Annotated in this window: 19 protein-coding genes; 6 read left to right on the forward strand and 13 right to left on the reverse strand. The window is 72.1% G+C overall.

The window, feature by feature from the left end; translation table 11 throughout:
- Positions 1-17: 17 nt before the first annotated feature.
- Together QUY26_RS13980 and QUY26_RS13985 are read left to right on the forward strand one after the other, a co-directional pair.
- Positions 18-221 (forward strand): hypothetical protein, encoded by a 204-nt coding sequence (locus tag QUY26_RS13980; protein ID WP_289946508.1) that lies wholly within the window; start codon positions 18-20, stop codon positions 219-221.
- Positions 222-261: 40 nt separating this feature from the next.
- Positions 262-1,062, forward strand: coding sequence for an alpha/beta fold hydrolase (locus QUY26_RS13985; RefSeq protein WP_289946510.1), 801 nt, complete (start codon positions 262-264; stop codon positions 1,060-1,062).
- A 30-nt stretch (positions 1,063-1,092) separates the two neighbouring features.
- Here the strand turns inward: QUY26_RS13985 and QUY26_RS13990 are convergent, their stop codons facing one another.
- A complete protein-coding gene (locus QUY26_RS13990; protein WP_289955699.1) occupies positions 1,093-1,479 on the reverse strand; it encodes a VOC family protein in 387 nt (128 codons plus the stop codon).
- A gap of 189 nt (positions 1,480-1,668) precedes the next feature.
- Positions 1,669-2,754 (reverse strand): NAD(P)-dependent alcohol dehydrogenase, encoded by a 1,086-nt coding sequence (locus QUY26_RS13995; protein WP_289946512.1) that lies wholly within the window; start codon positions 2,752-2,754, stop codon positions 1,669-1,671.
- A 148-nt stretch (positions 2,755-2,902) separates the two neighbouring features.
- Here QUY26_RS13995 and QUY26_RS14000 point away from each other — a divergent pair, with 148 nt between their 5' ends.
- Positions 2,903-3,817, forward strand: coding sequence for a helix-turn-helix domain-containing protein (locus QUY26_RS14000; protein ID WP_289946514.1), 915 nt, complete (start codon positions 2,903-2,905; stop codon positions 3,815-3,817).
- Positions 3,818-3,829: 12 nt separating this feature from the next.
- Here QUY26_RS14000 and QUY26_RS14005 read toward each other — a convergent pair whose 3' ends face one another.
- From QUY26_RS14005 to QUY26_RS14015, 3 genes are all read right to left on the reverse strand, one after another.
- Entirely contained in the window at positions 3,830-4,294 is a 465-nt protein-coding gene (locus QUY26_RS14005; protein ID WP_289946517.1) for a Uma2 family endonuclease, read from the reverse strand.
- 252 nt (positions 4,295-4,546) lie between these two features.
- Positions 4,547-5,335 carry a group II truncated hemoglobin gene (locus tag QUY26_RS14010; RefSeq protein WP_289946519.1) on the reverse strand — a complete coding sequence of 263 codons (789 nt, stop codon included), beginning with the start codon at positions 5,333-5,335 and terminating at the stop codon, positions 4,547-4,549.
- On the reverse strand, positions 5,332-5,754 hold the full coding sequence (locus QUY26_RS14015) for a winged helix-turn-helix transcriptional regulator (protein WP_289946521.1): 423 nt from the start codon (positions 5,752-5,754) through the stop codon (positions 5,332-5,334). Before QUY26_RS14015 ends, QUY26_RS14010 begins: the two co-directional genes overlap by 4 nt.
- A 25-nt stretch (positions 5,755-5,779) precedes the next feature.
- Between QUY26_RS14015 and QUY26_RS14020 the strand changes: the two genes are divergently transcribed.
- A complete protein-coding gene (locus QUY26_RS14020) occupies positions 5,780-6,160 on the forward strand; it encodes a YybH family protein (protein WP_289946523.1) in 381 nt (126 codons plus the stop codon).
- A gap of 192 nt (positions 6,161-6,352) precedes the next feature.
- Here the strand turns inward: QUY26_RS14020 and QUY26_RS14025 are convergent, their stop codons facing one another.
- The 3 genes from QUY26_RS14025 to QUY26_RS14035 all read right to left on the reverse strand — a co-directional run bounded on the left by QUY26_RS14025 (position 6,353) and on the right by QUY26_RS14035 (position 11,839).
- Entirely contained in the window at positions 6,353-9,640 is a 3,288-nt protein-coding gene (locus QUY26_RS14025; protein ID WP_289955700.1) for a S8 family peptidase, read from the reverse strand.
- 374 nt (positions 9,641-10,014) lie between these two features.
- On the reverse strand, positions 10,015-11,265 hold the full coding sequence (locus QUY26_RS14030; protein WP_289946525.1) for a L,D-transpeptidase: 1,251 nt from the start codon (positions 11,263-11,265) through the stop codon (positions 10,015-10,017).
- A 238-nt stretch (positions 11,266-11,503) separates the two neighbouring features.
- On the reverse strand, positions 11,504-11,839 hold the full coding sequence (locus tag QUY26_RS14035) for a hypothetical protein (RefSeq protein WP_289946529.1): 336 nt from the start codon (positions 11,837-11,839) through the stop codon (positions 11,504-11,506).
- Between the two features lie 129 nt (positions 11,840-11,968).
- Between QUY26_RS14035 and QUY26_RS14040 the strand changes: the two genes are divergently transcribed.
- A complete protein-coding gene (locus QUY26_RS14040; RefSeq protein WP_436840505.1) occupies positions 11,969-12,235 on the forward strand; it encodes a hypothetical protein in 267 nt (88 codons plus the stop codon).
- Between the two features lie 233 nt (positions 12,236-12,468).
- On the opposite strand, the gene hutH is transcribed toward QUY26_RS14040, so the two are convergent.
- The 5 genes from hutH to QUY26_RS14065 form a co-directional block, all read right to left on the reverse strand.
- A complete protein-coding gene (gene hutH / locus QUY26_RS14045) occupies positions 12,469-14,037 on the reverse strand; it encodes a histidine ammonia-lyase (RefSeq protein ID WP_289955701.1) in 1,569 nt (522 codons plus the stop codon).
- A gap of 486 nt (positions 14,038-14,523) precedes the next feature.
- Positions 14,524-15,681 (reverse strand): GGDEF domain-containing protein, encoded by a 1,158-nt coding sequence (locus QUY26_RS14050; protein ID WP_289946533.1) that lies wholly within the window; start codon positions 15,679-15,681, stop codon positions 14,524-14,526.
- 710 nt (positions 15,682-16,391) lie between these two features.
- Positions 16,392-17,186, reverse strand: a complete 795-nt coding sequence (locus QUY26_RS14055) for an enoyl-CoA hydratase/isomerase family protein (RefSeq protein ID WP_289946535.1) — start codon at positions 17,184-17,186, stop codon at positions 16,392-16,394.
- An 85-nt stretch (positions 17,187-17,271) separates the two neighbouring features.
- Positions 17,272-18,597: an adenylate/guanylate cyclase domain-containing protein gene (locus QUY26_RS14060; protein ID WP_289946537.1), complete on the reverse strand. Its 1,326-nt coding sequence runs from the start codon at positions 18,595-18,597 to the stop codon at positions 17,272-17,274.
- Positions 18,598-18,752: 155 nt separating this feature from the next.
- Positions 18,753-19,631, reverse strand: coding sequence for a biotin--[acetyl-CoA-carboxylase] ligase (locus tag QUY26_RS14065; RefSeq protein WP_289946539.1), 879 nt, complete (start codon positions 19,629-19,631; stop codon positions 18,753-18,755).
- A 151-nt stretch (positions 19,632-19,782) separates the two neighbouring features.
- Between QUY26_RS14065 and QUY26_RS14070 the strand changes: the two genes are divergently transcribed.
- Positions 19,783-21,402: an acyl-CoA carboxylase subunit beta gene (locus QUY26_RS14070; protein ID WP_289946541.1), complete on the forward strand. Its 1,620-nt coding sequence runs from the start codon at positions 19,783-19,785 to the stop codon at positions 21,400-21,402.
- Positions 21,403-21,427: the final 25 nt, after the last annotated feature.

Here is a 21,427-nt window from a genome sequence, read left to right on the forward strand (position 1 = left end):
CAGGACGGGCTCCCCTCGTGACCGCGTCAGCCCCCTGGTCGAGCGAAACGACCATCGACGTGCAGGTCACGTCGGGCGAGCCCGTACCGCGAACGACGGGTTCGGAGCCGAAGGTCACCTTCAGGTTCCAGGAGCCGGACGGATTCGACTGGATGCGGGAGTGGGGCGGACAACCACCGCGCGACGACGCCCGACGCATCTCGTGGCCCACGGCACCGTGAACGACCCTCCACCCCCGCACAGCCCACACCAAGGACCCCCATGCCCCATGCCTTCGCCCCCGACGGCACCGCCGTGTTCTACGAACTCCGGGGCTCCGGGGAGCCGTTGGTGTTGTTGAGCGGGCAGTCCAACAACCGGCACTGGTGGGACCCGGTGGTCGAGGAGTTCGCGGCCTGGTTCACCGTCGTCACGCTCGACTGGCGGGGGACGGGGGACAGCGACCGGCCCGACACGGACTCGTACAGCACGCGGGGGTTCGCGGACGATGTGGCCGCCGTGCTCGACGACGCGGGGATCGAGCGGGCGCACGTGTACGGGACGTCGATGGGCGGCCGGGTCGCGCAGTGGTTCGCCGCCGACTTCCCGGAGCGGGTGGAACGGCTCGTGCTCGGGTGTACGTCGCCGGGGGCGCCGCACGGCGTCGAGCGCGGGCCCGAGGTGCGGCGGGCGCTCGCGCAGGGTGATCCGCAGGCCGCGCGGCGCGTGCTCCTGGAGTTGATGTACACGCCGGCGTGGATCGCCGCCCAGGAGGCGGGCGGGCGGCGGGAGTTCGGGACGCTCGGGGACCCGTCCATGCCCGCGCACGCCCGGCGCCGCCATCTGCGGGCCAGCGCCCGGCACGACGCGTGGGACGCGCTCGTCGGGATCAAGGCGCCGACGCTCGTCGTGCACGGGAGCGACGACGCCTTCAACCCCACCGCCAACGCGCCCCTGCTGGCGCGGCGCGTGCCGGACGCCCGGATGCGGCTCGTCCCGGGCGCGCGGCACGCCTACTTCGAGGAGTTCGCGGAGGTGGCCACGCCTCTGGTCCTCGGGTTCCTGCGCGACGGCGAGGCGTGAGGCCGCGCCGCGCCGCGCCGCCTCGCGGGGCTACTCCCCCGATCCGTACGCCCGCGTGATGATCTCCAGCTTGTGGCCGTCCGGGTCGTCCCAGTACACCCCGCGGCCGCCGTCGTTCGTGTTGATCTGGTTCTCCAGCTTGTGGTACGGGTCCGCCCAGTAGGTCAGGCCCCGCTCCTTGATACGGCCGAAGATCGCGTCGAACTCGTCCTCGGAGACCAGGAACGCGTAGTGCTGCGGGACCAACGGGCCGCCGTCGCCCTCGTAGTAGTCGAGGGTGACGCCGTTGGGGATCTCCACGGGGATGAACGGACCGTACTGCGGGCTGACTTCGAGACCCAGGATGTCGGCGAGGAACTGCGCGGACGCCTTCTTGTCCGTGGCCGCCACAATCGTGTGGTTCAGCTCGATGGTCATCGTGCGGACCTCCTCGGACTTGCCGTGTTCGACCTGTGTACCTGACATCGACCACGTTATGTCCGGGCGTCCGGGCCGACATCGGTCAGCGGTTCGGCACGCGCTGCGCATTGCGCCCTAGGCCGGTGGTCGCAGGCGAATTCCGGTCACGGGGCCTGTCAGGGCCCCGGACCGGGCCGTACCACCGGGTCAGATCGTCGCCGCGTCGATCACGAAGCGGTAGCGGACGTCGCTCGCGAGGACCCGCTCGTACGCCTCGTTGATCTGCTCGGCCGAGATCAGCTCGATCTCCGCGCCCAGGCCGTGCTCGGCGCAGAAGTCCAGCATCTCCTGGGTCTCCTGGATGCCGCCGATGCCGGAGCCCGCGAGGCTCCTGCGGCCCAGGATCAGGGAGAAGAGGTTGAGCGACACGGGCTCCTCGGGGGCGCCCACGTTCACGAACGCGCCGTCCGTCTTCAGGAGGCCGAGGTACTTGTCCAGGGGCAGCGGCGCCGACACCGTCGAGACGATCAGGTCGAGGCTGCCCGCGAGCTGCTCGAACGTGGCGTCGTCACTGGTCGCGTAGTAGTGGTCGGCGCCGAGGCGCAGCCCGTCGTCCTTCTTGCGCAGGGACTGCGACAGGACGGTCACCTCGGCGCCCATGGCGTGCGCGATCTTGACGGCCATGTGGCCGAGGCCGCCGAGCCCGACGACGGCGACCTTCTTGCCGGGGCCCGCGTTCCAGTGGGCCAGCGGGGAGTACGTGGTGATGCCCGCGCACAGCAGCGGCGCGGCCACGTCCAGGGAGAGACCGTCGGGGATGCGGAGGGTGAAGGCCTCGTCGACGACGATGCGGGTGGAGTAGCCGCCGTAGGTGGGCCTGCCCTCCTTGTCGAGGGCGTTGTACGTCTGGATGTTGCCCTGGGTGCAGTACTGCTCCAGGCCCGCCTCGCAGTTCTCGCACGCACGGCAGGAGTCGACCATGCAGCCGACGCCGACACGGTCGCCGACCTTGAATGTGGTGACGTCGGCGCCGACCTCCGCCACCACGCCGGCGATCTCGTGGCCGGGCACCATCGGGAAGATGCCCTCGCCCCAGCCGTCGCGGGCCTGGTGGATGTCGGAGTGGCAGATGCCGGCGTACTTGACGTCGATCAGGACGTCGGAGGGGCCGACGGGGCGGCGCTCGATGGTGGTGCGGGCCAGCGGGGCGCCTGCCGCGGGGGCGGCGTAAGCGGGGACGTTCATGGTCCGTGCGGTCGTGTCCGCGGTCATGGCGGTCGTGTCTGCGGTCATGTCCTCGACGCTGTCACCTGCGCGAAGACCTACCCAGCCCTCCGTTGCGCGTACGTCCGGCGGGCCTACCACCGGCCGTCCTACCTCTGCCCTGCCTACCACTGGCAGTGTCAGGCTCCCGCGCCGGCGGGACGGAATACTGGACATCATGGACGACAACGCGCCCACCCCCCGGCGACAGCCGGAGCACCTCGACCCGCGCACCGAGCTGAGCGAGTTCCTGCGCACCCGCAGGGCCCGGTTGCAGCCGCACGACGTCGGCCTGCCCAGCTTCGGGCGGCACCGGCGGGTGCCGGGGCTCAGGCGCGAGGAGCTGGCGCAGCTCGCCGGGGTGTCGGTGGCGTACTACACCCGCCTCGAACAGGGCAACGGCCGCAACGTGTCGGGCGAGGTCCTGGACGCCATCGCGCGCGCCCTGCGCCTGAGCGACGCCGAGCACGCGCACCTCACGCATCTGGCGCGGCCGACCGCCCACAAGAAGAAGAAGGCGACCCGGCCCCAGCACCTGCGGCCCGCGGTGCGGCACCTGATGGACGCCATGGACGGCGTGCCCGCCTACGCCCTCGGGCGGCGCTCCGAGATCCTCGGCTGGAACAGGATGGCGTCCGCGCTCTTCGGCGACTGGGGGCTGCTTCCGCCCGAGGAGCGCAACTGGGCGCGGCTCACGTTCCTGAGCGAGGACATGCGGACGCTGTTCGACGAGACCTGGCAGCAGAAGGCCTCGGACATGGTCAGCTTCCTGCGGATGGAGGCGGGCTGCTATCCGAACGACCCGCTGCTGTCCGCCCTGGTGGGCGAACTCTCGGTGAAGAGCGAGGAGTTCAGGCGGCTGTGGGCCGCGCACGACGTGCGGGAGAAGGGCCACGGCGTCAAGCGCCTGCGGCACCCCCTGGTCGGCGAGCTGACCCTGTCGTTCGAGTCCATGCGCCTGCCCGACGACTACGAACAGACCCTGGTGACGTACCACGCGGAGCCGGGCTCGCCGTCGGCGGAGGGCCTGCGGCTGCTGGCGAGCTGGGGCGTGGACGCGGCGGACCCGGCGGCCCGCAGTGAGGTGCCGTAGGGACCCGCCGGGTCAGGAGCGGTACCGGGGGAACTTGGCCGTGTCGATGGTCCACCGGCCCATGGGGACGGCGTCGCCGAACTTGTACCGGCGCGGGGTGTCGGCGTACCGGGGCTCGCCACTGGCCGTGTCCGGACCGGAGTGCACGGTGACCGTGCCGTCCCTGGGGTCGACGATCACGTACTCGGGGACGCCCATGCGGGGGTAGTCGCGGAGCTTGGTGATGTAGTCGTTGCCGGGGTTCGAGGGGGAGACGACTTCGATGGCTACGGATACGTCGGGGGCGAAGACAGTGGGGTCCTCGGGCAGCTGGTCCCAGGCGTCCTCAGTCATGACCACAAGGTCGGCGGTACGGCACACACCGAGTGCGGGATGATCGACCCAGGTCTCCGCCATCGTCACGGCGTTCTCGTCCTGTTCCTCGAACTGGCGGGAGATCAGGGTGACGATGCGGCCATGCCACCTGGACGGACTCATCATGTGGACTTTGATCCCCTGCTCGCTGATGTCTGCCCGAACACGCATGCCACGCCGATCCGCCTCAGCCACTATGCCGTCAGCGAGGTCACGGAGCTTGTCATACGTGGCTGTCGACCAGTGCGGCTCGACCGTCTGCGCACTCATGCTGCGACTCCCTTGCGTGTGTGGTGCCCGGCCGCGCGGCCAGATCCCGTTTTCCACGGTACCCGCCACGCGCCCGGGCCACCTGACCCTTCCCCGTACGGGTGATCAGGGCTGGTACGGCGGCGCCGCCCCCCAGTTCCACAGCGGTACGGGCTGGCCGGTGGGGCGGGCCGCGTCCGGTCCGGAGAAGTAGACGGCGAGGCGCGTGCCCCACTCGACGTACGCGAGGAACGCCGAGCGGAACTCCGCGTCCGTCGGCAGCCCCGCCTCGTCCGCCGCGTCCTGGATGAGGTTCACCCAGCGGCGCCGCTGCGGCTCGGTGATGCCCTTGCCGAAGTGCTTGCCGACCATGTGGGCGTGGGCATCGGCGCCGCCGTGCTCCTTGGAGTACGCCGCCGGGCCGCCGAAGACCTCGCCGAGCCACTGCGCGACGTGCGCGGCGTGCTCGGGCGCGAGGCCCGCGAAGACCGGGGCGAGCAGGTCGTCGGCGAGCACCTTCTCGTAGAAGACCTCGGTGAGGCGGTCGAAGCGCTCCGCGCCGCCCGCCCACGCGTACAGCGTCGGCGTGGAGGCGCCCGATCCGCGCACGGACGTCGGGGTGTAGTGCCGCATCTCCTCGATGTTCTCGACGTACGGACGGATGTGCGCGAAGAAGTCCTGGAACTGCTGGGAGGATCTGAAGCCCTCCAGGTGGTCTTTCGTGGACGTCCAGGTGATCCGCAGGATGAAGTGCGCGCTTCCTTCGACGTCTTCCTCACATCGAGTGAGTTCGTAGTCCACGCACTGCGGCGCGGCGGCCAGCGGGACGGCGGCGAGGGTGTACGCGGCGAGGAACTCGGCGGCCCGGTCCTCGGGGACGCGGTAGCGGATGTACTCGACGGTGTGGGTGCTCATGGGGTGACGGCTTCCTTCTCCCTGGCGGCCGGGGCCTTGGCGCCCCAGTCCCAGAGTGCTTGCAGGACTTGACCCAACTCCCGGCCGTGCGAAGTCAGCTCATAGGTGACGGTGGGCGGCCAGCCGGGCGTCCGCGTGCGCCGGACGACCCCGGCGCCGGTCAGCTGGGTCAGCCGCTCGGCAAGTACTTTGTCGGACAACTCCGGGAGGGCGGCGGCCAGTTCGCTGTACGCGTACACGTCACCCGCGAGCAGTTCGCGGACCAGGAGCGTCGTCCAGCGGCCCCGCAGCGCCGCCAGGGTGACCTCGACGGGGCACTCGGCGGCGGGCGCGGTGACGCGGGCGCGCGGGTCGTCGGGCAGGCCGGGGCGCGGCCCTGCGATGCCCTCGGATGCCTGCCTTACCGTTCGGTGAGCCACGGGCGCGCCTCCTACTGTGCCGTTCATGAGCACATTCATCCTCCCCCAGCGCCCCGAGGACGTCCCTGCGGCGTTCGCCGAGCGGTTCAACAGCGGCGATCCGACGGCCGTCCGCGAGCTGTACGAACCGGGGGCCTGCTTCGTCCCCGAGTCGGGTGCCCCCGTGCACGGCGCCGACGCCATCGCCGCGCAGAACGCCCCGTTCCTCGCCCTCGGCCTGCCCATCTCCGTGACGCCCCGGCGCGTGCACGTCGCGGACGACATCGCGCTCCTGCTCGTCGACTGGGGGATCGACGGCGCGGTGCGGGCCACCGCCACGGACGTGGCGCGGCGCGGCGCCGACGGGTACTGGCGCTATCTGATCGACAGCCCGTTCGGTGCCGGGCGCCGCGGGGCGGAGGACTAGGACCTGCCCGAGGGGACTGTCCGAGGGGGCTGTCCGAGGACGCCCCCGGACGGGAAACGGCTCCCGGGGCCCGTCGGGCCCCGGGAGCCGCTCCTCGCGCTCCTTCACCTGTCCGCGGGAATCAGGTCGGTTCCCGCCGGACGCGGATCAGTTCCCCTGCCGTGAAGGCTGCCGTGAAGGCCGCTGCAAAGGTCACTTCCCGTAGTACGCGTTGTAGATCGAGATCGTGGACTTGTTGCCCTTCTTGTCCGTGATCTTGGCGTGGAACGAGATCGCCTTGCCCTTCTTCGGGTTCTTGATCTCGACCTTGCCGCCCTTGATCTTCAGCGGGCCGCCCCAGTGCCGACCGTAGTCGTAACTCACGTAGAAGTAGAGCGACTTGAGGTTGCCACCGGCCGCCGCGCCCGTGACCTTCAGCGGCACGGACTGCTTGGCGCCCGCGGGGGCCCGGCTGTCGAGGCCGACCGCCGCGCCGACGCGCACCCCGGAGACGGGCAGCTTCGTGGCGGTGGCCGTCTTCTTGGAGCGGAACGTCCAGTTGGCGTCGACCCGCGTGGAGGCCGCGGACACGGCCACCGAGCGCTTCACGGACGTCGACAGCTTGTACTCGGCGTCACCGGCGGGGACCGTGAACGGCTTGTCACCGGTCAGCGGGTCGTCGTTGGTGCCGATCTGGGTGCCGTCGCGGGTCAGCGTCGTCTTCACCGAGGTGTAGCGCGAGCCGCCCGCGTGGTTCTTGCCGTCGGCGAACACCGGCAGGTAGCCCACGAGCTTGTCGCCGTCGCGCACGACGCCGTAGTCACCGCCGACGCGCGGCCCGATGACGGCCGTGTTGAACGTCTTCGTGTACGTCTTGCCGCCGGTGAACGCCTGCGGCTTGCCCAGCGTGTACGACGCGTCGACGATCGGCCAGCCGTCCTCGTCGACACCGGCGCGCTGCTCGTACTCCAGGCCCCACTTGACCTTGTCGTCCGTGGAGACGTACAGGGTGCGGGTACTCGGCGCCTTCTGCGGGGCGCTGAAGCCGGTGGCGCTGAAGCTGCCGGGCAGACGGCCGTACGCGGTGGCCGTGGCCTGCTTGCCGCTGGAGGACGCGCCGAGGCCCGCCTTCACGGTGGCGAGGTCGGCGTCCCTGTACTCGCGGGTGTAGCCGGTCGCGAGCTTCTTCACGGGGCCGCCGGCGACGGTGCTGTACTGCGCCTTCTCGCCCTTCGTCCAGTGCCCCTCCCACTTCTGGAGCAGCGAGCCGTCGGTGACCCGCGGGCCGAGGTGGGCGCTGCGAAACCCGGTGTAGGAGTCCAGCCACCAGCCGAAGCCGTAGCCGCTGTCGCCCGCGGTGATCTCGTAGCCGGGCGAGGCGAACACGGACTTCGCGGCGGACGAGGGCACGCTGATGTCGACCGGCTTGGCGGTGCGGGCGTCCACGGTCAGCGTCGCGTCCTTGGTGACGTCGAGCTTCGGCTGCGAGATCCAGTCGGCGCCCTTGGTGACGTCCCGCGGGTCGACGAGGACACCGGCGTCCAGGACGTAACCGCCCTTGGGCACGCGGACCTTGGCGGTTCCCGACTCGTCGTACACCGGGACGAACTGCTCCTCGCCGAGCCCGGAGATGCCGACGAGCGTGGTGCTGTAGTGCTTCGCGGCCTGCCCGTCGCGGCCGATGTGCTTGACCGTCAGGTCGTACGACTCGACCTCGCGGTCGACCGCCGCGGCCGTGCGGACGCTCTGGCCGCCGCCGTTCGCCACGATGTACGCGGAGTAGGAGCCGTCGACCGTGCCGCCGAGGCGCGTGTCGGCCGTGAGGTCGACGGAGGCCGTGCCGCCCGCCGGGACGGTGACCTTCTTCGCACCGAGCGTGAAGAACCCGTCCGGCGCGGGGTCGCCCTTGGGGTCGGTGGACTCGGCGGTGAGGTCGAGGGTGACCTCCTGCTTGCCGAGGTTCCTGTAGGTGACCTTCTTGGTGACGGGCTTGTCGTCGGTGTGCGGCCACAGCTGGGTGCCGAAGCTGACCGACACCGGGTCGGCGATCACCGTCTGCTTGATGGCCCGGTCCACAGCGATGCGGCCCGAACCCTGCTGGAACGCCGTGTACGTGCCGGCCTTGGTGGACGCGGTCAGCGCGCCCTTGAGCTCCGGCTGCTTCCAGTCGGGGTGCTGCTGCTTGAGGAGGGCGGCGGCGCCCGCGGCGTGCGGGGTGGCCATCGACGTACCGGAGATCGTCAGATAGCCCTCGGGCTTCTGGCCGACCTCCTTCTCGATCTCGCTGCCGGGGGCGGCGGCCGCGGTGATGCCGACGCCGGGCGCGGTCACGTCCGGCTTGATCGCGCCGTCGCCGACGCGCGGGCCCTGGCTGGAGAAGGGCGCCAGCTTGTCGTTGTCGTCGACCGCGCCCACGGTCAGCGCCGCGTCCGCGCTGCCGGGCGAGCCGACCGAGCGGGGCGAGCCGTCGTTCCCGGCGGCGATCGCGAAGAGGATGCCCTTGTCGGCGGAGACCTTGTCGACCGCGGCCTCCAGCGGGTCGACACCCGGGGTGTCACCGCCGCCGAGGCTGAGGTTCACGACGTCGGCGCCCTCGGCCGCGGCCCAGTCGATGCCCGCGATGATGCCCGAGTCGTCGCCGGAGCCGGTGTCGCCGAGGACCTTGCCGTTGAGGACCTTCGCCCCCGGGGCGACGCCCTTGTACGCGGCGTTCTTGGTGCCGGTGCCCGCCGCGATGGACGCGACGTGGGTGCCGTGCCCGACCCGGTCCTTGGTGTCGGGCGACGGCGTGAAGTTCTTCGCCCCGACGACCTGTTCCTTCAGGTCGGGGTGGGTGGCGTCGACGCCGGTGTCCAGGACGGCGATCCTGACGCCCTTGCCGTCGTACCCGGCCTCCCACGCCTTCGGCACGCCGATCTGCTTGACGGACTTGTCCAGGTTGGCCTTGCGCACCCCGTCGAGCCAGACGCGGCTGATGCCGGCGGCGGTCGTGCGCGCCCCGTCCCGCTCGGCCGTCAGGGTCTGCCACAACTGGGCGGCGTCCCGCTCGGGGGTCTGCACCGCGTCGGCGTTGAGGGTCTTCAGGGTGCGGCGGAGCTTGGTGCCGCCCGCGTCGCGCACCTCGGACCTGGCCGCTCCGGCCGCGCCCTTGTAGCCGACGATGACCTTCAGGCCCTGCTTCTGGGCGGTGCGGTTGTCCTTCTTGCTCAGCTCCGTGACATCGAACAGGCGCTGGTCGAGCTTGCCTTCGTCGACCAGGCGCTGGGCGTCCGCCGGTACGACGAGGGTGTGGCCGTCGTGCCGGCTGGTCCGCACGGGTATGCGCTCACGGCCCTTCGCGGGCTCGAACGCGATGGGGCGCCCCGTGCTGTCGAGGGTGACACGGTCACCGGTGAGCAGCGTGATGTGGTGGCGTACCGGCACCCTGACGTCGTCGGCCGACGTCCCTGCCGGGTGGCCCTGCCGGGCCGCGTCCGGGTCGGCCTGCGCCGGGCTGGTCATGCCCGCCGCGAGTGCCACGGCCGCGGCGGTGGCGACGGCGGCCGCGGCCGCCCGCCGTGCCGTGACCGGTCTCTTCGCTTTCTGGACTTGTCTGAGCAAGTTTCCCCCTCAAGGTGAAAGCACTGAGTCACGCAGCATGTCGAGGGGGACGATATCTGCTCAACTATGGGGCAGAAGTGGCTACTTGACGTTGTTGGCCGGTTCACCATGGTGCCGCAACACCCCGGACACGAGGGTCATGCCACGGACACGAGGGCCATGCCGCGGAGACGACGGCGGGCCCGTGGACACGACGGCGGGCCCGTGGACACGACGGTGGCCCGCACCCCGGTGGGGTGCGGGCCACTGCGCGCGGTTCGGCGGGTGTGCGCCGGTCAGACGGCGGAGCCTGCCTTCCACTGCGCCCAGCTCATGTTCCAGCCATTGAGACCGTTGTCCGGGGCGATGGTCTTGTCGCCGGTGTTGCGGACGTCGACGACGTCACCGGTGATCGAGTTCTCGAAGAACCAGGCGCCGGGCTTCGACTTGTCGCCCGCGCCCTTGGCGTCCTGCAGACCGATGCAGCCGTGGCTGGTGTTCACGTTGCCGAAGATCGACGGCGAGCCCCAGTAGTTGCCGTGGATGAAGGTGCCGGAGGAGGACAGGCGCATGGCGTGCGGCACGTCCTTGATGTCGTACTCGCCCTTGCCGTCGTTGTCCGTGAAGCCGACGGTGGCGCCGTTCATCCGGGTCTCCTTGAACTTCTCGGAGATCACCATCTTGCCGTTGTACGTCTTGTTCTCCGGCGAGCCCGCGGAGATCGGGATGGTCTTGATGACCTTGCCGTCCCGCATGATCTTCATCTGCTTGGTCTTGGCGTCGACGACCGAGATCTGGTTGCGGCCGATCTTGAACGTGACGGTCTTCTGCTGGACGCCGTAGACCCCGTCGGAGCCCTCGACGCCGTCGAGCTTCAGCTTCAGGGTGACCGTGGAGTTGCCCTTCCAGTAGTCCTGGGGGCGGAAGTCGAGGCGGTTGGCCCCGAACCAGTGGCCCACGACCTCCTGGCCGCTGGTGGACGACACCTCGATGCGCGACTGCACGGCCTTCTTGTTCGTGATCGCCTTGTCGAAGTTGATCGACACCGGCATGCCCACGCCGACCGTCGAGCCGTCCTCCGGGGTGAAGCTGCCGATGAAGCTGTTGGACTTCGAGACGGTGGTGAACGAGGAGTTCTCGTGCGCCTTGCGGCCCTCGGAGTCCTTCGCCGTCACCGCGATCTTGTAGGTGGTGGCGCGCTCCAGCTGGCCGCTGGGCTTCCAGCTCTTCTTGTCCGCGGACATGTCGCCCTCGACCGCGGCGCCGCCCTCGGCCTTCATGACGACACTCGTGAGCGTGCCGTCGCTCACGGTGACCTTGGCGTCCTTGTTGATGCCCGCGTTGTCGGAGCCGTTCTTCGGCGCGATCTCGATCTTGGCGTCCGAGGTCTTCTCGGCCGCCGCCTCGTCGACCTGGTTCTGCGACTTCTTGCCGCTGCCCGAGCCGCTCTTGTCGCCGCCGTCGTCGCTACAGGCGGAGAGCACAAGCACCCCGCCGACCAGGGCGGACACGGCCATCAGACCCCTGCGCCGCTTACTGTCCGTCATTACACGCTTCTCCATCGTCGCCGAATCCCCAAGACCCCGCGGGTCCCCCCGTGACCCCGCCTAACGCCTTGCCCGGTGCATCCCGTTCCATTTCTGCCGAAGATGTGGTGAACACCACGTCAGCGGCGGGGCCGGGACGGCCGTGCGTCCAAGAGACGACTGAGCCCCGGGCGGCGGTTGCCGCCCGGGGCTCCCAGTTTCAGAAGAAGCTTCCCGGGGCGCTGTCCGCCCGCCGCGGCTACGGCTCGTCGCCGTCCTCGGCGTCATCATGCTCGTCCGGGTCCCATTCCGGCGAATCGGGGTCGTAGTCGATCACCTCGCTGCTCCACGAGGCCTGGGTCAGCTCCACGCCGGGGACGTTCCCCAGGAGGTCGACGGGGTCCACGAGGTAGGCGAGCGCCTCCGCGTCGTCCTCCTTCACGGCGGCCTGGGCATGCGCCCGCTCGTCGTCCGGCATGTACGCGTCCTGGGCGATGCGCCCGAGCGCGGTGGAGCGCAGGTCCTCGGGACCGTCCACCTCGACCACCAATTCGACGCGCAGTCGCACAAAGCGTGATGTCTCGTCCGTACTCATACGCCGGAGCGTACGGCCCGTGACCGTCGTGGCTTTCCCGCGACCCGCGCCTTTCACTAGCATCGCCCCAGACGGCCAATTCGCCAGCTCCACAAGGGGGATCCGTTTCCCGTGATCGCACGTCGACCGCTGCTGACCGCAGCCGCAGCCGGGGCCCTGCTCGGCGCCCTGTGGTTCGTCCCCTCCGCGAAGGCGACCGCCTCGCCGGGCACGCCCGGCGACCTCCCGCGCCACTCGACGAGCTCGACACACGAGACAGCCCACGCCGACGGCCGCCTGGCCGAATCCGGCGGCATCGACACGACTCCGTACGTGGCCGGGGGCACGGCCTTCCTGGGCCTGGGGGCGGGGTTCGTCCTGTACTCGGTGCGCCGGGAGCGGGCGGAGATGTTCTGAGGGCGGGCTGAGCCCTCGCCTGGCCCTTGCCGGGCTTGGTGGGCTTGTTGGGCTTGTTGGGCTTGCTGGGCTTGCTGGGCTTGCTGGGCTTGCTGGGCTTGCTGGGCTTGCTGGGCTTGCTGGGCTTGTCGAGTCTGCTGGGTCCGCTGGCTCTGCTGAGCGCGTACGCGCGTGGCCCCGGCTCCGGTTCGTCCGGAGCCGGGGCCACGCGTCGTCAGCGCGTCGTCCTGAGGTCAGGCCAGCGGTCCCGTCACCTGCTCCACGGCCGCGACGAGCCGCCCCTCGCGGACGAAGGTGTCGGCGGCCTCCAGGTCCGGGGCCAGGAAGCGGTCGGGTCCCGGGCCCTCTACGCCCGCCTTGCGGACGGCCTCGATGGCGGCGCGGCTGGCGGGGGCGGGGGTCAGGCCCGTGCGCAGCTCGATCGCGCGGGTGGCGGCGTACAGCTCCACGGCGATGATCCGGTTGAGGTTGGCCACGGCCGTACGCAGCTTGCGCGCGGCCGACCAGCCCATGGAGACGTGGTCCTCCTGCATCGCCGAGGACGGGATGGAGTCGACGGAGGCCGGGACGGCGAGCCGCTTCATCTCGCTCACCAGAGCCGCCTGCGTGTACTGGGCGATCATCAGGCCCGAGTCGACGCCCGCGTCGTCCGCGAGGAACGGCGGCAGGCCGTGGCTGCGGTTCTTGTCGAGCAGCCGGTCGGTGCGGCGCTCGGCGATCGAGCCGAGGTCGGCGGCGGCGATGGCGAGGAAGTCCAGGACGTACGCCACGGGGGCGCCGTGGAAATTGCCGTTGGACTCGACACGACCTCCCCCAGTGCCGAAAGCCTGGGAGGTGCCCCCAGGCAGCACCACGGGGTTGTCGACGGCGGACGCCAGCTCGCGCTCGGCGACCGTACGGGCGTGCGCGAGGGTGTCCCGGCCCGCGCCCGCGACCTGCGGGGCGCAACGCACCGAGTACGCGTCCTGCACGCGGGGCGCGTCGTCCTGGTGATGGCCCGTCAGGCCCGAACTGGCGAGGACTGCCAGCATGTTGGCGGCCGACGCGGACTGGCCCGGGTGCGGGCGAATGGCGTGCAGCTCGGGGGCGAGGACCTTGTCGGTGCCGAGCAGCGCCTCCAGGCTGAGGGCGGCGGTGACGTCGGCGGACTTGTACAGCGTGTCGAGGTCGGCGAGGGCCATGACCAGCATGCCGAGCATGCCGTCGGTGCCGTTGAGGAGGGCGAGGCCTTCCTTCTCACGCAGTTCGACGGGGGTGATGCCGTGCGCGGCGAGCAGTTCGCCCGCGGGCTTCAGCTCTCCGTCCGGGCCCTCGGCCTCGCCCTCGCCCATCAGGGTCAGGGCACAGTGGCTGAGCGGGGCGAGGTCGCCGGAGCAGCCGAGGGAGCCGTACTCGTGGACGACCGGGGTGATGCCGGCGTTCAGGATGTCGGCCATGGTCTGCGCGACCTCGGGGCGGACGCCGGTGTGGCCCGAGCAGACCGTCTTCAGGCGCAGGAACATCAGCGCGCGCACGACCTCGCGCTCCACCCGCGGGCCCATGCCGGCCGCGTGCGAGCGGACGATGTTTCGCTGCAGCTGGGCGCGGAGGTCCGGGCCGATGTGCCGGGTGGCGAGGGCGCCGAAGCCGGTGCTGACGCCGTAGACGGGGTCCGGCTTGGCCGCGAGCGCGTCCACGATCTCGCGGGCCGCGGCGAGGGCGGTGACGGCGTCCTCGCCGAGTTCGACGCGTGCGTTGTGGCGTGCGACGGCTACGACGTCCTCTGCGGTTGTGCCGGTGGTTCCCAGCACCACGGTCTGCATATCCATATTCAGGGAGCCTACGCACTGAATCGCCTCGTGTCACGAGTCCGTCTGCTCCGGCTGTCCCCGCCCGCTCCGCGGCGGGGTGTCCCCACCCGCCCGCCCGTTTCCAGTCGGCCGCGGGCCCCTGGCCGCCAGTGGCACGGCCGGTCCGTCGGCGGCTGCGGGCCGTCCGTTCTATCGCCGCTCCGCGGCGAGATCCCCCACCCGCCCACCCGTTTCCAGTCGGCCGCCGCCCCCTGGCCGCCAGTGCCACAGCCGGTCCCTCGGCGACTGCGGGCCGTCCGTCGTTCCGCCGCTCCGCGGCGAGGCCCCCAGCTGCCCGCCCGCCCGTTTCCAGCCCACGGCAGGCTGCCGGCCGCCAGTGCCACGACCAGTCGCTCGGCGGCTGCAGCCCGTCAGTGCCCAGCCCGGCCTTCGGCAGCTACGCGTCGCCAGCCCCCCGCTGTGGGCAGCTGGGCCCCGTGCCGGCCAGAGCGCCCCCGCCTACCTCCCGCGGAAGCGTCGCCGCTCGGCCGCGCCCGCTCCCGCGGGCCGGGCCGAATCGGCGAGGGTGATCACCGCGTCCTCGCCGCCCGCAGCGCCCTCCCGCCCCGCCACCACCGGCTTGGCCGCCCCCGCGGCCTTCGCCCGGTACTGGGCCGCGTCCGCGAGGCGGAACAGGCGCCGAGCCGACCGCACCGCCCCGATCGGGTCCCCGGTCGACGCCACGCCGCAGGCGACCCCGTCCCCGAGCTCCAACTCGTCCGCCCGCACGCACAGTTCGTCGGCGACCCGCACCACCTCGTCCGCCGACGGCCCCACCGAGAGCAGACAGAACTCGTCCCCGCCGAGCCGCGCGGCCAGCGCCCCCGGCAACATCGCCCCGCACAGCGACAACACCGACCCGAACCGTTCCAGCAGCCGGTCCCCCACCGCGTGCCCGAGGGTGTCGTTGACTCGCTTGAGCCCGTTCAGGTCGCACACGACGAGGCTCACCACCGCCCCCTCGGCCCGGTGCCGCTCGACGGCCTCGTCGAGCCGCAGATCGACCGCGCGCCGGTTGGCGAGCCCGGTCAGGGAGTCCGTGAAGGCCAGCCGCCGCGCCTCCTCGAGGCGCTCGGTCTGGGCGATCCCGGCGGCGACGACAGCCGCGAGCACGGAGGCGAAGTCCGCGTCGCCCCGCTCGAAGACGTGCTCCCCGACGGGCCGGGCCACATACAGCTCGCCCCAGGCCCGCCCGTGCAGCACGACCGGCGCGACCACACAGCACCCGCGCCCGCGCCTGCGCAGCGCGGCCACCCGCTGGTGGCAGTAACCGGCACGCTCCCGGTCCCCGGGCCCACCCGCCGTCTCCACCCACGCGTGCGGCTCACCGCCCCCGGCCCACCGCTCGTGCAGGAACTCGGTGATCTCCGGGAACTGGTGCACGGGGTAGGCCTCACCATCGGGGAACTCCTCCTCCCCCGGGGCGCGTTCGCCGACGTTGGCGAGCACCCGCAGCCGACCGCGCTCCCGCTCCCAGACGGACAGCGCGGCGAAGCTCCCGCCCAGGGCGAGCAGCGCGCCCTGGGCGGCGGCCCGCCAGGACTCACGCGGAGTGTGCGCGGCGGCCATGCCCTGCGCCAGGGCCACTACGGCACGCAGCCGAATGTCCTCACCCATTGCTCCAGGTTACGGACATTTCACGCATAGAGAGATCCGGCGAATAAAATGGCACATCCGCCCCGGGGGGGGCGGGCCGACCGTCCGCACTCGTCAGCGGGGCGCCCGGCGCGGTCCGGCACGCCAGCCTTCCCAGTACGGCCCAGCACGCCCGGGTGCGGCCCACCACACCCAGGGAGCACATCAGCCCGTCCAATGCGGCCCAGCACGCCCGGCGCAGCCCACCGCATCAGCCCGCCCAGTACGGCCCAGCACGCCCCGGTGCGGCCCCGCACGCCCAGCAGCCCGGTGCGACGCAGCCTGCCCCAGCACGCCCAGTGCGCCCGGCCCGCCCAGCACGCCCAGCACGCCCAGTGCGACCCTGCCCGCCCCAGCACACCCCGCACGCCCCATCCCGCCCCCAGTGCGACTGGCCCCAGGGTGCCGGGCGGGTGGGTGGGAAACCCGCCGCGGTAGCGGCGGGACGGCTGCAGCGGCCCGGCACCCCGCGCCCCCACACCCGCCCGAGGCGGCGCACCCGGACAGTGCGACTGGCCCCACGATCACGGGCGGGCGGGCGGGGAAAACCCGCCGCGGTAGCGGCGGGACGGCTGCAGCGGCCCGGCACCCCGCACCCCGCACCCCGCACCAGCCAGGCCAGCGCCCCCGGACGGCACGCCGAGCAGCCCCACAGCACCCGCCCCCCACCCCCCGAGGGCGCCCTCGCCCGCCTACTCCCCGGGCCACTCCGGCTTCCGCTTCTCGTTGAACGCGGCCACGCCCTCCGCCCGGTCCCCGGAGAACGCCACCGAGCGCCAGGCCGCGTCCTCGACCTCCAGGCCGGCCCGGAGGTCGAGGCCGTGGCCGAGGCGCAGGGCGCGCTTGGCGGCGCGGAGGCCGACGGGGGAGTTGGCCGCGATGCGGGCCGCGAGGGCGAGGGCCTCGTCGCGGTCCTCGCCCGCCCCGGCGACGAGGTCGACGAGGCCCAACTCCTTGGCCTCGGCGGCCTCCACGCGCCGCGCGGAGAAGATCAGCTCGGCGGCCCGCGCCGCCCCCACGCGCCGGGGCAGGAGTTGCGTACCGCCGCCACCGGGGATCACGCCGACGGACACCTCGGGAAGGCCGACGACGGCGGTGGGGTCGGCGACGATGATGTCGCAGGACAGGGCGAGCTCGAAGCCGCCGCCGAGCGCGAAGCCGTGCACGGCGGCGACGGTCGGCATCGGCAGCTCCAGGACGCCGGTGTAGGCGGCGCGGGCGACGGGCCGCTGGCGCACCAACTCGGCGTCGGAGAAGGAGTTCCGCTCCTTGAGGTCGGCGCCGACGCAGAAGGCGCGCTCGTGGGTGGAGGTGAGCACCACGACGCGCGCGTCCGGGTCCGCGGCGAGCGCCGCGCAGGCCTCGCCGATCGACCGGGCCATGGCGCTGGACACGGCGTTCATGGCCTTCGGCCGGTCCAGCGCGAGCTCGGCCACGTACCCGTGCCGCCGGACCTCCACGAACTCCCCGAACCGACGCTCGCCCATGACCCCTCCACCTGACGGTTAACGACCGTTACCCGGCGATCATGTCAGCCGTCGGGCCCGTTGGGTACCCGGCACCGGGCGCGGGTCAGCCGCGGCGGGCGAGCAGCCAGGGCTCGACGATGCCGAGCCCGCGGACCGGCCGCTGCCACATGGGCTGCAGGGCGAAGCGGTAGCCGGGCGGCTCCTCGCCCTCCTTCTCGGCCTTCTCGGCCAGGGCGGCGGCCTCCGTCTCGGAGGCGGGCGCGTCGCCGGTGCGCACCAGTTCCTCGGCGAGCGCGCCGTCGACGAGCACGGCGTCGCGGGGCGCTATCGAGGTGAGCCGGGACGCGAGGTTCACGGTGGTGCCGAAGACGTCGCCCATGCGCGTGGTGACGGTGCCGAAGGCGATGCCGACGCGCAGCTCGGGCATGGTCTCGTCGTTGGCCATGGTCTCGATGAGGCGCAGCGCGATCTCCGCGGCGGTGCCCGCGTCGTCGGCGGCGTACAGGACCTCGTCGCCGAGGGTCTTGATGAGCCGCCCGCCGTGCGCGGCGACCAGGTCGGCGGCGGTGGTCTCGAACGCCTCGACCAGCTCGCCCAGTTCCTCCTCCTCCATGCGCCGGGTGAGCCGCGTGAAGCCGACCAGGTCGGCGAACCCGACGGCGAGCCGCCGGTCGACCATCTCCTCGTCGTCGGCGGCCTGCACGACGCGCCCGGTGGCGGCGGCGAGCTGGCGCCGCCACACGTACACCAGGAACTCCTCCAGCTCCGGCAGGAGCAGCTCCACCAGGGGGTACGTGACCTCGGTGCGGGTCATGCCCGGCTCGGGGGGCTCCGTCAGGCCCTCCAGGAAGGAGTCGATCTGCCATTCGGCCAGGCGGGCGGTGGTCTGCCCGGTGGAGCGCGCCACCTGGACGGCCATGGCCTCGCTGAGCAGCCCCGCCTCCACCAGACCGGCGAGCCGCCGCAGCGCGAGCACGTCGGCCTCGGTCAGGGCCTTGGCCTGGCCGATGTCCGGGAAGCCCATGGCGCGCCAGAAGCGCGAGGCCAGCTCCATGGAGACACCGGCGCTGCGGGCCGCCTGGAACGGGGTGTAGCGGCGGTCGGCGCCGAGGATGAGCTGTTCGAGGCGGAGCGCGAGCGGGTCCTTGTCGGCACCGTCGCCGCCGTCGGTGCTGTCCACACTGCCCGCGCGGTCCGGGCCGCCCGTGCCGTTCAGGCCCCCCGTGCCGTTCAGGCCGCGCACGCCGCTGCCGGGTCCGCTCCCGGCGAGGTCCGGTTCGTCCGGCTTCTCGTCGTCCGCGGGGGCGGCGGAGCCCTCGTCGGCCGCGCCGCTCGGGTCGCGTTGCGGGTAGGCCGATTCCGCCGGGCGGGGGTCACCGTCGGGGCCGGGGGGTGTGCCCTGGCCGGAGCCGGTGTCGTCGACGGTCACGCCTGCTGCCCTTCCGATCTGCCGTGGTCAGATATCGACCGGCGCCAACTTTACGGCAGGTGTGCCGCAGCTCACTCCCGACTCCGGCGTGCCGGGTCGCCCGATGCCGGCGGGGCACCCGCGCGGGACCGCGACCGCGGGTGTCGGGGCCCCTCTCAGCCCTCCCCCGCGGGCCGCAGATGCACCACGTCCCCCGCCCCCACCGGCTCCCGCACCCCGTCCTCCGTGGCGAGGACGAGCCGCCCGTCGCCGTCTACGGCCACGGCCTCGCCCGTGACGTCGCGCCCGCCGGGCAGTTCGGCGCGGACCCTGCGGCCGAGCGTGGCGCATCCGGCCGCGTACGCCTCCTGCAGGCGCGTCGACGCCGGGTCGCCGCCCGCCGCCCGCCACTTCCCGTACCAGTTCTCCACCTCGCGCAGCACGGCCCGCAGCACCGGATCGCGGTCGGTGCCCGCCGCCCCGGCGAGGGCGAGGGACCCGGCCCCGGGCACGGGCAGTTCGTCGGCGCGCAGGGAGACGTTGACGCCGACACCGACGACGATCCCGCCGCCGCCGACGGATCCGGCGCGCTCCGCGAGGATGCCGCCGGCCTTGCGCTCCTCGCCGTCGACAGCGACAAGAAGGTCGTTGGGCCACTTCAGGGCGGTGTCGACCCCGGCGGCGCGGGCGATGCCCGTGGCGACGGCGACGCCGGTGAGGAGGGGGAGCCACCCCCACCGCTCCACCGGTACGTCGTCCGGCTTGAGCAGGACGGAGAAGAACAGGCCGGAGCGCGGGGGCGCGCTCCAGCGCCGGTCGAGGCGCCCGCGCCCCGCGCTCTGCTCCTCGGCGACGAGGACGGCGCCCTCGGGCAGTTCGTCGGCGCGGGCGGCGAGGTCGGTGTTGGTGGAGCCGGTGGTGGCGACGACGTCGAGGGACGTCCACAGGCCGCCCTCGCGGACGAGGGCGCGGCGCAGCGCGGCGGCGGAGAGGGGCGGCCGATCCAGGTCGGACCAGCGGCTCGGGGGGTCGTTTGCGTCATTCGGCGGCGTCATGCAAGCCACCCTAGGTGTGGTAAACGCCGCACTGCACAGGCGTATGCGCGCCGATACGCTACGGGGCAGTAGCCAGCTGGCACAGAGTGCCACCAGCGCACGACCGTCACCCGCCCCAGTCCCCATTGAGCAGGCAGGGAGCCGCGACCCGATGTCCGAGCCGCAAGAGCCCACCAGGGCCGAAACGCCCGACACTGAGATCGACATCCACACGACGGCGGGCAAGCTCGCCGATCTGCGGCGCCGCATCGACGAGGCGAAGCACGCGGGTTCCGCGCGGGCGGTCGAGAAGCAGCACGCGAAGGGGAAGCTGACCGCGCGCGAGCGGGTCGAACTTCTTCTGGACGAGGGTTCGTTCGTCGAGCTGGACGAGTTCGCGCGGCACCGCTCCACGAACTTCGGCCTGGAGGCCAACCGGCCGTACGGCGACGGGGTGGTGACCGGATACGGCACGGTGGACGGCCGCCCGGTGGCGGTGTTCTCGCAGGACTTCACTGTGTTCGGCGGCGCGCTCGGCGAGGTCTTCGGCCAGAAGATCGTGAAGGTGATGGACTTCGCCCTGAAGACGGGCTGTCCGGTGGTCGGCATCAACGACTCGGGCGGCGCCCGCATCCAGGAGGGCGTGATGGCGCTCGGGATGTACGGGGAGATCTTCCGCAGGAACACCCACGCCTCCGGTGTGATCCCGCAGATCAGCCTCGTGGTCGGCCCGTGCGCGGGCGGCGCGGTGTACTCCCCCGCGATCACGGACTTCACGGTCATGGTCGACCAGACGTCGCACATGTTCATCACGGGCCCGGACGTCATCAAGACGGTCACCGGTGAGGACGTCGGCTTCGAGGAGCTGGGCGGCGCCCGCACGCACAACGCGACCTCGGGCGTGGCGCACCACATGGCGGGTGACGAGAAGGACGCCATCGAGTACGTGAAGTCGCTCCTGTCGTACCTGCCGTCGAACAACCTGACCGAGCCCCCGGCCTTCCCCGAGGAGGCGGACCTCGAACCGTCCGACGAGGACCGCGAGCTGGACACGCTCGTGCCGGACAGCGCGAACCAGCCGTACGACATGCACACGGTCCTCGAACACGTCCTGGACGACGCCGAGTTCTTCGAGACCCAGCCGTTGTTCGCGCCGAACATCATCACGGGCTTCGGCCGCGTCGAGGGCCACCCGGTGGGCCTGGTCGCCAACCAGCCGATGCAGTTCGCGGGCTGTCTGGACATCGACGCGTCCGAGAAGGCGGCGCGGTTCGTGCGCACCTGCGACGCGTTCAACGTGCCCGTGATCACCTTCGTGGACGTGCCGGGCTTCCTGCCGGGCGTGGACCAGGAGCACACGGGCATCATCCGCCGCGGCGCCAAGCTCATCTACGCCTACGCCGAGGCCACGGTCCCCCTCATCACCGTCATCACACGCAAGGCGTTCGGCGGGGCGTACGACGTGATGGGCTCCAAGCACCTGGGCGCCGATCTGAACCTGGCCTGGCCGACGGCGCAGATCGCGGTGATGGGCGCGCAGGGCGCGGTGAACATCCTGCACCGCCGCACGATCGCGGCGGCCGAGCCCGAGGCCCAGGAGGCCACCCGGGCCCGCCTGATCCAGGAGTACGAGGACGCGCTCCTGAACCCGTACACGGCGGCCGAGCGCGGCTACATCGACGCCGTGATCCTGCCGTCCGAGACCCGCTCGCACCTCGTCCGGGGCCTGCGTCAGCTGCGGACGAAGCGGGAATCCCTGCCTCCGAAGAAGCACGGCAACATCCCGCTGTAGCCCGCGCCGACCACTTCACCAGCGC

Source organism: Streptomyces flavofungini (assembly GCF_030388665.1).
In the GTDB taxonomy this organism is placed as follows: Bacteria; Actinomycetota; Actinomycetes; order Streptomycetales; family Streptomycetaceae; genus Streptomyces; species Streptomyces flavofungini_A.